This window comes from Natrialba swarupiae (assembly GCF_008245225.1).
In the GTDB taxonomy this organism is placed as follows: Archaea; Halobacteriota; Halobacteria; order Halobacteriales; family Natrialbaceae; genus Natrarchaeobius; species Natrarchaeobius swarupiae.
In genome coordinates this window covers 307,185-320,322 of the sequence record NZ_VTAW01000001.1, presented here as the reverse complement: position 1 = coordinate 320,322, position 13,138 = coordinate 307,185, and the positions used below count along the sequence as shown (strand labels likewise).

Sequence of the window (13,138 nt, the reverse complement as noted above, 5' to 3'; positions counted from 1 at the left end):
CACATGATGCTGAGAGAAGAGTAGACGTATGTCCAAAGGATGTTCGATATCGACATTATATATAGATATTACTTGAGTCTAATTCCCTTATATGGTAGCCCAAACCTATATATAGTGACTATATTACCAAATCACATGAGCCGTTTCAGTAGCCGAAGGCGAATCGAGACTGGAATCCGACAGGCCGACACGATACTCGACGGGGGGCTTCTCCCCTCTTCTGCGACGCTCCTCAGGGGCTCACCCGGAACAGGAAAAACGATTTTCGGCCTTCATTTTCTTGCAGCGGGCGTACGTTCTGAGGATCAGGGACTTTATATCAATCTCGGTGAACCAACCGCATACCTTCGCGATACCGCGGAGAGTTTCGGACTGGATATCGGCCCAGTCGACTTTCTCACTCTTTCACCGACCGGAGAAGAGTTTCGCGCCGACCAGACATACGACCTCTTCCAGTCCGGCGAGACAGAAAACCCATCGCTCGTCGAGAATATCCGTGACGAAGTAGAAACACTGGCTCCAGACCGGGTCGTCATCGATCCGATCACGGAACTTAGATATATAACGATGGACGAACATCAGTTTCGGACACAGGTCCTTGCACTTCTCGATTTTCTCAAAGGGCAGGGGGCGACGGTCCTGCTAACGTCACAAGCTGCTGACTCTGTTCCCGACGACGACCTGCAGTTTCTCGTTGATACCGTCATCAGTCTCGACCACAATCAGCGTCGGCGGACGCTCGACGTCTCGAAGTTCCGTGGATCATCTGCACAGCGAGGGCCTCACACAGTAACGATTACCGACGACGGAATGCGCGTGTGGCCCCGACTGGTCCCCGACGACCACGAGCGGGAGTTCAGTTTGGAGAAACTCTCCTCGGGCGTCCCGGAACTCGACTCGCTCCTCCGCGGTGGACTCACGACGGGAACGGTCACGTTTTTGAGTGGGCCGACTGGAGTCGGGAAGACGACCACCAGTCTCCAGTTCATGAAAGAAGCCGCTGGCCGTGGTCAACGGTCGGTCCTCTACAGCTTCGAGGAGAGTCGTTCGACCATGCTCGAGCGGGCGGAGGCTGTCAATATTCCAGTCAAAGAGATGATAGAGCGCGGAACACTCCATATCGAAGAGATCAGCCCGGACGCGCTCACGATCGACGAATTTACCCACTATCTCCGACAGGAGGTCGAAGATCGAGGATCGGAGATTATCATGATCGACGGCGTCAGCGGATACGAACGAGCGCTTCGAGGAACGGGAGGCGACGCGACACAACACCTGATCAAGATCGGACGATACCTTCGGAACATGGGCGTGACCGGGGTAGTCACGAACGAGGTTCATCAGATCACCGGCGAGTTCCGGGCCACGGAACAGCAGATGAGCCACCTTGCCGACAATATCGTCGTTCTCCGCCACGTCGAATACAGAGGGGAGCTCCGAAAGGTGATCGGCGTCCTCAAGATGCGCACGAGTGACTACGAAAACTGGCTCCGGGAGCTACAGATTACTGAACACGGGCTGACAGTCGGCGAACCGATGTCCGACCTTCGTGGTATCCTGACCGGCACACCCACCTGGACGGATGACGAGTGAGCACCACGAATCGGCGGGACCTCCCTCGGAAACAGTGAGGAGGACCCGCGTCATGCCCGCGATCTCGAATCCCGGTAACCGACGAGTCCTCCTCGAGTGGGTGCGCGCCCAGGAGGAGTACGTGGCTGTTTCCGGGGGGCAGGATCGTCTCCGTGACGCCGAGTACGATATCTGTGTTCTCGACGAGCGTACTCTCCGACAGAACGTGACTGTCGTCCGTGACCGTCGGCGTGCTGAAACCGGTGCGTTGCCAGTGTTGCTGGTCAGTTCCGCCTCGGACTTCGCCTCGGTCGAAGCCTGGGCCCGCCACACGATGGACCAGAACCTCTGGGAGTTCGTCGATGAAGTCGTCACGACACCGATCGAGCACGTCGAGCTTCGAAGTCGACTCGAGAACCTCCGTCGGATCAGGGACCAATCGATTGCGGTCGCCCAGAAGACCGAGCAACTCCTGCTTTTGAATCGGATTACCCGCCACGACATCCGAAACGAGATGAACGTCATTACTGGTTGGGCAGGACAGCTCGAGGACCACGTCGACGAGGCCGGCCAGGAGATCTGTGAGCGAGTACTCGACAGCAGTCACAACGTCGTGGACTTGACGCGGGCCGTTCGCGAGTTCGTCGAGATCCTCGAGATGGACGACGACCCGGAACTGAAGCCGATCGCCCTCGAGAATGCACTGGCCGACGAAATCGTGAAACGGCGCTCGCTGTTCGAAGACGCGGAGTTCGTCGTCGACGGTGAGATACCTCCCGTACAGATTCAGGCCAACGAACTGCTCTCCTCAGTGTTCCGGAACCTGTTAAACAATTCCGTCCAGCACAACAACTCGAGGACGCCCCGCGTTACAGTCACGGTCACGAGACGGACGGCGAGTGTCGTCGTCACGATCGCCGACAACGGACCCGGCATTCCGTCAGACCGTCGGGATGCGGTGCTCGGTCGTACCGAGGACGGACTCGACCATCCGAGTGCTGGCGTCGGGCTCTACCTCGTCGATACGCTCGTCGAGCAGTACGGGGGTACCGTTCGAATCACTGACTCCACCGACGGCGGTGCCGCCGTCGTCGTCACACTCCCGACGGACTCCCAGGTGGGTGACCGATGACGCCGGACGATTCGGACGCGAACGACGACCACGACCCCCGATCGTCTTCGTCAGTCGAATCCGCGAGGATATATCCGCTCGTCGCCGAGGACGGAAATCACCGTGTCCTAAAGGAGTGGCTGTCGGAGCACGACTTCTACCGGGTCGTCGATGCCGGAGCGGGCCTCGAGACGGCCGAGTGTGACCTCTGTATCGTCGACCACGGTGGGCTACGACGACACGCGGACGAGCTCAGGCGGGTCAAATCCGAGGCTGAACCGGCGCTCTTTCCTGTCCTCCTCCTGTTGCCCGAACGTCGATCTGGAATCATCGAGACAGACCGGGGTGAGATTGTCGACAACGTCTTCGGGACCACGGTCGACGAGATCGTGTCGCTCCCGATTCGACGGGCCGAACTTGGGTGGCGGATCAAGGCACTACTTCGCCTTCGCGACCAGTCCCTACAGTTACAACGACGGACTGAGCAACTCCGGCGGTTCAAGGAGGCCGTCGAGGCGTCGGGTCATGCCGTCTACATTACCGACCCAGATGGCACGATCGAGTACGTCAATCCTGCCTTCGAGGAGTTGACGGGCTACGAGCGCGAGGAGGCGATCGGTCAGACGCCGAATCTTCTGAACTCCGGGGAGATGCCCTCTGACTACTTCACGGAGCTGTGGGAAACGGTACTCTCGGAGGAAGTCTGGGAAGAGGAGATCGTCGACCGACGAAAAGACGGAGAGCTCTACACCGCCCATCAAACGATATCACCGATCACGGACGACGGGACGGTCCAGGCACTCGTCGCAATTCAAGCAGATATCACTGAGCTGATAGAGTTACATCGACAGCTTCGGGTGGTCGATCAGATCCTGCGGCACAACCTTCGAAACAATCTGACGGTGATTCGTGGTCAGGCGGAACAGATCCAGTCTCAGACGACGGGAGAAGCGGCTGACGCTGCCGAGGATATCAGTACCTTGTCCGATAACCTCCTAACCACGAGTCAGAAGTCCCGGGCGATCACTGACGTCTTGAGTGAGCAGCCAGATATTCGGCGGATCGATATCGTGGATACTGTCACGCGATCCGCTGGCTCGGTCACTGCCGGCGTCCCGGATGTACAGGTCGACGTGGACGTTCCCACCCAAGCGATCGTCTCGGCGACGACGAATATCCACAAGGCGATTGAAGAACTGATCGAAAATGCGATCGTTCACAACGATACCGAGACACCTGCAGTCTCACTTTCGGTTACGGTAGAAACCGAACACGTCGAGATACGCGTCATCGACAACGGAAACGGAATCCCAGAGATGGATCGTGCCGTGTTAGAGAGTGGCGACGCAATCGACGACCTCTATCATGGAAGCGGCCTCGGTCTCTGGTTGGTCTACTGGATCATCAAGCGATCCGGTGGTTCGGTTGCCGTCGAAAAGGGAGATACGGGAGGAACCACGGTCAGAGTCACGTTACCAACGGTCAAGTGAACTGAGACGGCTTCCCGTCAGTCAGTGCTGGCCCAGCCGCGAGCTCAGGGGCGCCGGGAGATCGAGGCAACAATCCGTATGAAACGTCGGAAGTGGCGTCCAGGTCCGAACCGCTCAAGTATCCATCCCCGTTAGATGCGTCCGTGTCGAAGCAGGTCCAGCAGGTCGAAACGATCTTCTGTCACGAGACGGGCGACGAGTTCCTGGTCGTCGTCCAGCGCGGCGGCGAGCGGCTATTCCGGGCGAAACTCGGCCTCTCCGAGACGTCCGCCGGCCCCCGGCCGGCCAAGTTCCGACTCAAACAGGGCTCGAGCGAGGAGCCACGCCAGCCCGACGAGTTCGTCGAACTGGCACGGCGAGCCGAGCGGATTCGTATCTCGGAGCAGACCTCACCCGAGGCTCGCGAGGAACTGACCGAGATGCTCTCGGGGTACCAACTCGAGCAGAAGGCAAAAGCCGTCCGGACCTGCCGGTACTGCGCCTCCGCGGGACGGTACTCGCCGATCACGACCGAGACGGCGGTCAAAGACGACCGCGACTGGATCTGTCGTGACTGCGCTCGAGAGGAACTCGAGCGCCAACTCACCTACTCCGGGGCGGGAACGGTGACCGGCGACGCCAAAGAGCGCCTCGAGGAACTCATGATCGAGGTCCAGGACCTCCAGCGGATCGTCAACCTGCTCGAGGGGCGGCTCGATCCCGATCTCACGAAGTTCGATACGATTTCGGCGACGACCGACGAGGTCGATCCCGTCCGCGTCGACTCGCTGGATCTCCACCCCGATCTCCAGGGACTGCTCGAGGACCGCTTCGAGACCTTGCTTCCGGTCCAGAGCCTCGCCGTCGAGAACGGACTGATCGACGGTGACGACCAGCTCGTGGTGTCTGCGACGGCGACCGGGAAGACGCTGGTCGGCGAGATGACCGGTATCGACCGGGTTCTCGACGGGGAGGGGACGATGCTGTTTCTCGTCCCGCTCGTTGCGCTCGCGAACCAGAAGTACGAGGACTTCCAGGAGGAGTACGGCCACCTCGTCGACGTCACCATCCGGGTGGGTGCGAGCCGGATCAACGACGACGGCAACCGGTTCGATCCGAACGCGGACGTCATCGTCGGCACCTACGAGGGGATCGATCACGCTCTGCGGACGGGCAAGGAGATGGGCGACATCGGGACCGTCGTCATCGACGAGGTCCACACGTTAAAAGAGGACGAACGCGGCCACCGTCTCGACGGGCTGATCTCGCGGCTCAAGTACACGACTGAGCAGCGAGCCAAACGACGTGAGGAGTACCAGGGTGCCCAGTGGATCTACCTCTCGGCGACCGTCGGCAACCCCGAACAGCTGACGAAAGCGCTCGAGGCGAAACTCATCGAATTCGAGGAACGACCCGTCCCGATCGAACGACACGTGACGTTCGCCGACGGCCAGGAGAAGGTACGCGTCGAGAACAAACTCGTCAAACGGGAGTTCGACACCGAATCGTCGAAAGGGTATCGCGGCCAGACGATCATCTTCACGAACTCCCGCAGGCGGTGTCACGAGATCAGCAGGAAACTCGAGTACTCGTCGGCGCCGTACCACGCGGGACTCGACTACAAACGCCGGAAGTCGGTCGAACGCCAGTTCGGCGAACAGGACCTCGCAGCAGTCGTCACGACGGCTGCACTCGCAGCCGGGGTCGACTTCCCAGCCTCCCAGGTGATCTTCGACTCGCTGGCGATGGGCATCGAGTGGCTCTCCGTCCAGGAGTTCTCCCAGATGCTCGGCCGTGCGGGTCGTCCGGACTATCACGACGAAGGGACCGTCTACGTCCTCGTCGAACCCGACTGTTCGTACCACAACTCGATGGAGATGACCGAAGACGAGGTCGCGTTCACCTTGCTCAAAGGCGAGATGGAGTCGGTGATGACCCACTACGACGAGGGAAGCGCCGTCGAGGAGACGCTCGCGAACGTCGCCGTCGCCGGCAAGTCGGCGAAGGCGCTCAACGATCGGATGCTCGGCGAGGTACCGACGAAACACGCAGTCGGCAAGCTGTTACAGTACGAGTTCATCGACGGCTTCGAGCCGACCCCGCTCGGTCGCGTCGTCACGGAGCACTTCTTAGAGCCTGGGGAAGCCTTCACGCTCATCGACGGTATCCGGAAAGACGCCCACCCCTACGACCTCGTCGCCGATATCGAGCTTCGCGACGACGACCTGTAGTCGAACGCCGAGTGCCGGATAGAGACACAACGCAGATGGAGTCGAATACCACATTAGCTCGTGCGGTGACTGTTCTCGCTGCACGAATCCCACGTCAATCCACTAGCTCCGCTGAGGCTGGCAGTTTTCCCCAGAGGATGCAAAACTAGTCATCCTCTCACACGTCGCACTCGAACGAACCACCACTGACTAGTGTAATTAATATGGCTGGAATGAGGGACAGATCGGTGGGATACACAGAGACTCGAGCGTAGAGACAATTCAGCTACGACGTCTCAGGCGATGGTAACCGAAGGTGTCTGACGACCCAGTACCCGTCTCGAGTGACGGTTCACGTCCGAACCGCTGGCCCGCCGCTCCGGCACGACTGCAGGATCCCAACTGCGACGGTGTTGAGGGACAGTGGTCCGTATCAGAGGTCGATGATTCCGTCGTCCGTCTCTCCGTTCTCGTGGTCGTCTTCGTCACTCTCGTTATCTCCCACCTCGTCGCCGTTCGATGCGCGTTCACCGTCCTCTCCGCCGTCGACCGTCTCGTCTTCGTCGACGCCCTCGGTTACGTTTTCCATCAGCGATCGGACGTTGTCTTCCTCTCGAGGCGCGACCTGCTGGGGGTAGACGCCGATCGTCACGACCCAGTCTTCGGCGGTCTCGACCGCCTCACTAACGTGGACGTTGACGTCGACGGGTATCCCGCCGAACGCCGCTCGAGCGCTGAATCGCGACTCCGTCGTCTCCTGGTCGAGGATCTCGACGTCGTCGTCCCTCTCGTGCTCGACGTTCTCGAGGTCGTCGTAGTTTCCCTCGATCAATTCGACGAGTTCGCGTGCGGACATCTCTCGAACGGGATTGAACTCCCGACCGGCGACGTCGACCTTCGGGGTCGTCAGAACGGTGAAGACGGCGCTGCGTTGCTCACCGAGTGGCTCTACGCCGATCGCTTTCTCGTGTTCGACCAGATAGTTGCGGGCAACGACCGTCTCGCTGTAGACGGAGATTTCGACCTCTTCTTCGACCGCGAGCTCCTCGATTCCCGTCTGTTCGTACCCGGTCTCTGCTCGAGTCGCCGGCGCGACACCGGCCGGCGTCGCTTCGTGTTCGGCCAACCCGGCCGCGCCGAGACAGCCCGCGACCGCCGTGAGCCCGAACGTTCCGCAACTCGCCAGGAGGTGCCGTCGTTTCATCCTGGTGGCAATGGCGAATTCGGCCCCAAGAGTGTACCGATACGGCGAATCGACGCCAAATTCATGACACGTGTTGGTGACACGTCTCTCGGATCCCAGACGACGCTGGCACCTCGCCGCCAGCAGCCCGCAACGCCCACGTCGTGAGCGATCGGACGGGACCGGTCACTCGAGCAGTTCGATCTCGTCGTCGCCGTTCGGAACGGCACAGAGGAACGCACCTAGCTCGTCGCCGTCGTTTCGATACCAGTGGACGGTGTCGGCGGGAATCAACAGAGAGTCGCCCGCCGTTACCTCGTATACCTCGTCTTCGATACCGACCGTGTATCTCCCCTCGAGGACGTACTGTTCGTGTTCGACGGCGTTCGTGTGCTCGGGCACCTCTCCACCCGGCTCGAGGACGAACCGACGGATCGCGAATGTCGGCGCACCGTCGCGCTCGTCGATCAGGACGCCCTTTTGCATGCCGTCGGCGGCGTCGACCGCCTCGTACTCGATCTCGTCTGCCGAACGAACCAGTGGCTCGGTCATACGGGAGTCTGTGACCTATAGCGTCCTAAATCTCCCGACAGCGCTGTCGCTTGCGGGTGTAAAATACTGCAGTCAAGTGCCGATACCGTTACGAATCCGCCTTACAGGCGCTCGACGTTCGTCGCGCGCGGGCCTTTGGGGGCCTGCTCGATGTCGAACTCGAGTTCCTGTCCTTCTTCCAGGTCCGGGCCGCCGATGTCTTCCATGTGGAAGAACACGTCGTCGTCCGCGTCCTCAGTCTCGATGAATCCGTAGCCGCCAGTGTCGTTGAAGAAATCAACGGTTCCTTTCGCCATTGCCTTTGAAGGGAGTTCCTACACACGTATAAACGCTCCGACTCTCGGCGATCAGACGTCTTCGGCCTTCTCGAGGCGTCGAACGGCGATCGAGACGACGTAGACGAGCATGAACGCGGCGAACCCGACGACGAGTCCGATCAGCTCTCTGGTCCCGACACCGCTCGAACCTATCGCCCAGAGTCCGACCACTCCGGCGACGAAGACGGCGAGCGTGAACGCGCCGATCGCGTAGTAGAACCCGACGTCCGACTCGAGGAGCGAGCGCATCGTCATGTCGTCACTTTCGGCGCCGACGGTAAAACGATACCGAGTGCATCCGTCGTCCGACCGGTGGCGGTCGATTTCCGCGAGTGCTGTCGGTGTGAGTCCGGGGTGAGACCAGAGGCTCGGAGTGGCGTCAGTACAGCAGACTGTGCGTCGCCGTCTCGTACCGGTCGGGGATCAGGTCGGCGATCACGTCGGGATCCGTCTCGCCGTTGACGTTGACGAGATAGGTCCGTCCGTCCTCGTTGCCGTAGATCCCCTGGAAGTCGTAGACGAAGCCGTAGACGTCGACGTCCTCGGGGACGTCCTCGGACTCTCGGAGGAACGTCGCCTGATAGTCGACGTTGTACTCGACGAGCTGGTTGATCACCGTCTCCCGGTCTGCGTCCGCGTCGACGAGATTGCTCTCGAGGGCTTCCTCGACGACCGGCACGAGCAGGTCGATCCACTTGTCGACACCCCGTGGGCCGGGCTCGTCGGCACCTGTCGCGACGTCGTAGGCGGCCGTCACCGCTCCACAGCCGGTGTGACCGACGATCGCCGCGACCTCGGTTCCTGCGTGGTGGATCGGGTACAGGACGCCCCCGTCGACGATCCGCTCGCCCCCGTCGTCGTCCCAGACCTGGTTGCCGATGTTACTCGGCGTAAAGACCGTTCCGGGATCTTCGACCCCCCACATCCGCTCCTGTGGGACCCGCGAGTCCGAACAACAGACCGAGACCACCTCGGGATGTTGGCCGGACTTGACCGCCGAGAAGTGTTCGGACGGAAGACCATCGATGTGCACCTCGTTCCCCCCGAGCAGTTGCTCTAGCACCTCGTCGTCGTGTTCGTGATCGTCTTCATCAACCATACCGTAACGAGCACGGAGGGCGAACAAAATAGTTTCTTTTCGTACAGATGTGGGGCCGAACGCTCATACGGTCTGCTGTCCAGCAGTATCGCCGCATCCGGGATCCGTTCTCCGGTGTGCGGTACGCAGGGATAGCAATCCGTATCAGACGAAATCGGGGGTAAACGGATATGTCCACGTTTCGCCGCCGTACGCTTTGACCGCGGCGATCGCACAGACGGCGACGTTGACGAACGGAAGGACGATCAAGAAGGGAATCCCGATCAGGATGGCCGAGAGAAGCGTCGCCGCGATCATGCCGACCGTGTAAACGATCTGCCAGTTCAACGCGTTGCGGGCGTTTTCGTCCACGAACGGATCGTCGGTGACGACGAGAACGATCGCCGGGCCGACGACCCACGTCACGATCGCGAGGAGGTGTGCGGCCGCGGCCAGGAGTTCGTCGTCGTTCGTACCGTCTATCTCGCCGCCGCTCGTGTCGTATTCGCTCTGGCCCGGATCGTATTCGACGTCGTGATCGGGACCGTATCCGCTCTCACTGCCAGTTTCGTATTCACTCGCCCTGCTGGTTCTGAACGCTTTTGCTCTCCTGTCAGCACCTCTCTCGACCGGCGCACGGTCGTCGTCTCGGCTCTCCGTCAGCTCCGCGCCACACTCCGAACAGAAGTTCGCGTCGGAATCGACGTCCGCTCTGCAGCGCCAACAGTCGTCACCGGTCATACTCGTCCGGTCGTTCGCGAGCGGGAAAATACTACGCCACCCTCACGCGTCGCGCCCATCCGCAGTCGTCGTCTCGCATCGCCACGGGCTTCTCGAGAGAGCAGTGGTCGGAACGGGTCGCCGGGACACGACCGAACGCGGCTCGGAGTGCGGTCCAAGCGCTTAACCTCGCCGAGCGAGTAGCCGGGTACATGCAGCACGTGAAGATTCCGCAGGACCGAATCGGTGTTCTCATCGGCGAGGGCGGCGAGACGATGCGCGAAATCGAGGCGGAAGCCGAAGTTCGACTGGACATCGACTCCGAGAACGGCTCGGTTGCGGTCGACGCCGTCGGCGACCCCGTTCGCGGCCTCAAAGGCCCGGAGATCGTTCGAGCGATCGGGCGCGGATTCCCGCCCGAGGACGCGCTCCGGCTGCTCGAGGACGATATGATGCTGTTCGACGTCGTCGATATCGACGCCGCCTCGAGAAATAAAAACGACATGAAACGGCAGAAAGGCCGCCTCATCGGCGAATCGGGGCGGACCCGCGAACTGATGGAGGAACTCTCCGGCGCATCGGTCGTCATCTACGGCTCGACGCTCGGCATCATCGGCGCGCCCGAACAGGTCGACGCCGTCCGTACCGCCGCGGAGATGCTCTTAGACGGCGCACCACACGGTGCGGTCTACTCGTTCCTCGAGGAACGACACAACGAGATGAAACACCAGGGGTTGGAGTACCACCGGTTTCCCGGCTCAGAGGAAGCCTAATCGGCTCGGCCTTCTATTCGATCCGTGATCGGTCGGGACGAGACCTCTCACGCTCGACATCCCCTCGGTTACAATATAAATGACGGCGGATGACCTCAGCAGGATCTGCCAGGTAATACCCGCGTAGGGGCATTCGCCTCGTACGCACTCAAAAGATTTATATAGAATAACAATCAATCTTTCCCTGACTATGGCACAACAGCAGATGGGCAATCAGCCCCTTATCGTTCTCTCGGAGGACAGCCAGCGGACGTCCGGCAAAGACGCACAGTCGATGAACGTCCAGGCCGGCAAGGCCGTCGCCGAGTCCGTACGAACCACACTCGGCCCGAAGGGCATGGACAAGATGCTCGTCGACTCGACGGGCAACGTCATCGTCACCAACGACGGTGTGACTCTCCTCTCCGAGATGGAGATCGACCACCCGGCGGCCGACATGATCGTCGAAGTCGCCGAGACCCAGGAAGACGAGGTCGGCGACGGCACCACCAGCGCCGTCGTCGTCTCTGGTGAATTGCTCAGCCAGGCCGAGGAACTCTTAGAGCAGGACATCCACGCAACCACGCTCGCACAAGGATATCGCCAGGCCGCCGAGGAGGCCACCAACGTTCTCGAGGAGATCGCCATCGACGTCGACGAAGACGACGACGAGATCCTCCACCAGATCGCCGCGACAGCGATGACCGGCAAAGGCGCAGAGAGCGCTCGTGACCTGCTTTCCGAACTCGTCGTCGACGCCGTCCAGTCCGTCGCCGACGAGGACGGCATCGACACGGACAACATCAAAGTCGAGAAGGTCGTCGGCGGTTCGATCGAGAACTCCGAACTCGTCGAAGGAGTCATCGTCGACAAAGAGCGCGTCTCCGAGAACATGCCGTACTTCGCGGAGGACGCGTCGGTCGCGATCATCGACGGCGACCTCGAGATCAAAGAGACCGAGATCGACGCCGAGGTCAACGTCACCGACCCCGACCAGCTCGAGCAGTTCTTAGAACAGGAGGAGGCCCAACTGCGCGAGATGGCCGAGACGCTCGCCGACGTCGGCGCGGACGTCGTCTTCGTCGACGGCGGCATCGACGACATGGCCCAACACTACCTCGCCCAGGAAGGCATCATCGCCGTCCGCCGCGTCAAATCCAGCGACCAGAGCCAGCTGGCCCGCGCGACCGGTGCCCGGCCCGTCTCCTCGGTCGACGACATCAGCGAGGACGACCTCGGCTTCGCCGGCAACGTCGCCCAGCAGGACATCGCTGGCGACCAGCGCATCTTCGTCGAGGACGTCGAGGACGCCAAGGCCGTCACCCTCATCCTGCGGGGTGGCACCGAACACGTCATCGACGAGATCGACCGCGCCATCGAGGACTCCCTCGGTGTGGTGCGAACGACCGTCGAGGACGGCAAGGTGCTCGCCGGCGGCGGCGCACCCGAAGTCGAACTCTCGCTGGCTCTGCGTGACTACGCCGACTCCGTCGGCGGCCGCGAACAGCTCGCCGTCGAAGCCTTCGCCGACGCCCTCGAGGTCATCCCGCGTACGCTGGCCGAGAACGCCGGACTCGACCCCATCGACTCCCTCGTCGAACTCCGTGCCGATCACGACGGCGGCAACGAGGCTGCCGGTCTCGATGCCTTTACCGGCGACACGATCGACATGGGCGAGGAAGGCGTCTACGAACCGCTGCGCGTGAAGACCCAGGCGATCGAGTCCGCCACCGAAGCCGCAGTCATGCTGCTTCGCATCGACGACGTCATCGCCGCCGGCGACCTCGCGGTCGCCGACGACGACGATGACGAGGAGATGCCCGGCGGCCCAGGCGGCGGTATGGGCGGCGGCATGGGCGGCATGGGCGGTGGCATGGGCGGCATGATGTAGGCGAGGTTCGGAACGAGCGAAGCGAGTGAGAACCTCGTAAAGGCGAGCTGCGTAGCCGCGAGCCAGAACTAAATTTTGCTCTGCGGGCCGCCCCCGGAAGATCAGGTCGCTGCTGTCGGACGCCCCCGGCGACCTCGAGGACGTGCTCGCGTTTCGCTACGAATCCGACGACGAGGAACGACTGACATCGTACCGGACCCCGGCCGTCCTGTTTCGGGCGACGAGCTAAGCTCTTACCGCTGGAACCTCGAGCACAACGGTCGGTCCGGTCGACGATCCGGGG

Annotated in this window: 12 protein-coding genes; 6 read left to right on the top strand and 6 right to left on the bottom strand. The window is 61.3% G+C overall.

Translation table 11 applies throughout. The features are described from left to right. The first annotated feature begins 39 nt into the window (after positions 1-39). The 4 genes from FYC77_RS01575 to FYC77_RS01560 all read left to right on the top strand — a co-directional run bounded on the left by FYC77_RS01575 (position 40) and on the right by FYC77_RS01560 (position 6,383). A complete protein-coding gene (locus FYC77_RS01575) occupies positions 40-1,593 on the top strand; it encodes an ATPase domain-containing protein (protein ID WP_338016477.1) in 1,554 nt (517 codons plus the stop codon). Between the two features lie 52 nt (positions 1,594-1,645). Next, positions 1,646-2,704: a sensor histidine kinase gene (locus FYC77_RS01570; protein ID WP_162354463.1), complete on the top strand. Its 1,059-nt coding sequence runs from the start codon at positions 1,646-1,648 to the stop codon at positions 2,702-2,704. Next, a complete protein-coding gene (locus FYC77_RS01565) occupies positions 2,701-4,173 on the top strand; it encodes a PAS domain S-box protein (RefSeq protein WP_149079728.1) in 1,473 nt (490 codons plus the stop codon). The genes FYC77_RS01570 and FYC77_RS01565 overlap by 4 nt, the downstream gene beginning before the upstream one ends. Before the next feature lie 143 nt (positions 4,174-4,316). Further along, positions 4,317-6,383, top strand: coding sequence for a DEAD/DEAH box helicase (locus FYC77_RS01560; RefSeq protein ID WP_149079727.1), 2,067 nt, complete (start codon positions 4,317-4,319; stop codon positions 6,381-6,383). 412 nt (positions 6,384-6,795) lie between these two features. On the opposite strand, the gene FYC77_RS01555 is transcribed toward FYC77_RS01560, so the two are convergent. From FYC77_RS01555 to FYC77_RS01530, 6 genes are all read right to left on the bottom strand, one after another. Then, the gene (locus tag FYC77_RS01555) at positions 6,796-7,566 is read right to left on the bottom strand and encodes a DUF6517 family protein (protein ID WP_149079726.1); all 771 of its coding nucleotides are present in this window, start codon (positions 7,564-7,566) and stop codon (positions 6,796-6,798) included. A 165-nt stretch (positions 7,567-7,731) separates the two neighbouring features. Next, a complete protein-coding gene (locus tag FYC77_RS01550; protein WP_149079725.1) occupies positions 7,732-8,097 on the bottom strand; it encodes a cupin domain-containing protein in 366 nt (121 codons plus the stop codon). A gap of 101 nt (positions 8,098-8,198) precedes the next feature. Further along, the gene (locus FYC77_RS01545; protein WP_005554588.1) at positions 8,199-8,393 is read right to left on the bottom strand and encodes a cold-shock protein; all 195 of its coding nucleotides are present in this window, start codon (positions 8,391-8,393) and stop codon (positions 8,199-8,201) included. A 51-nt stretch (positions 8,394-8,444) separates the two neighbouring features. Beyond that, positions 8,445-8,663, bottom strand: a complete 219-nt coding sequence (locus tag FYC77_RS01540) for a hypothetical protein (protein ID WP_149079840.1) — start codon at positions 8,661-8,663, stop codon at positions 8,445-8,447. Positions 8,664-8,793: 130 nt separating this feature from the next. Next, positions 8,794-9,513 (bottom strand): carbonic anhydrase, encoded by a 720-nt coding sequence (locus FYC77_RS01535; RefSeq protein WP_149079724.1) that lies wholly within the window; start codon positions 9,511-9,513, stop codon positions 8,794-8,796. A gap of 144 nt (positions 9,514-9,657) precedes the next feature. Then, positions 9,658-10,233 carry a DUF4870 domain-containing protein gene (locus tag FYC77_RS01530; protein ID WP_149079723.1) on the bottom strand — a complete coding sequence of 192 codons (576 nt, stop codon included), beginning with the start codon at positions 10,231-10,233 and terminating at the stop codon, positions 9,658-9,660. A 191-nt stretch (positions 10,234-10,424) separates the two neighbouring features. On the opposite strand from FYC77_RS01530, the gene FYC77_RS01525 reads away from it, so the two are divergent. Together FYC77_RS01525 and thsA are read left to right on the top strand one after the other, a co-directional pair. Continuing rightward, positions 10,425-10,985 (top strand): KH domain-containing protein, encoded by a 561-nt coding sequence (locus FYC77_RS01525; protein ID WP_149079722.1) that lies wholly within the window; start codon positions 10,425-10,427, stop codon positions 10,983-10,985. Between the two features lie 205 nt (positions 10,986-11,190). Next, positions 11,191-12,855, top strand: coding sequence for a thermosome subunit alpha (thsA, locus tag FYC77_RS01520; RefSeq protein ID WP_149079839.1), 1,665 nt, complete (start codon positions 11,191-11,193; stop codon positions 12,853-12,855). The last annotated feature ends 283 nt before the right edge of the window (positions 12,856-13,138 follow it).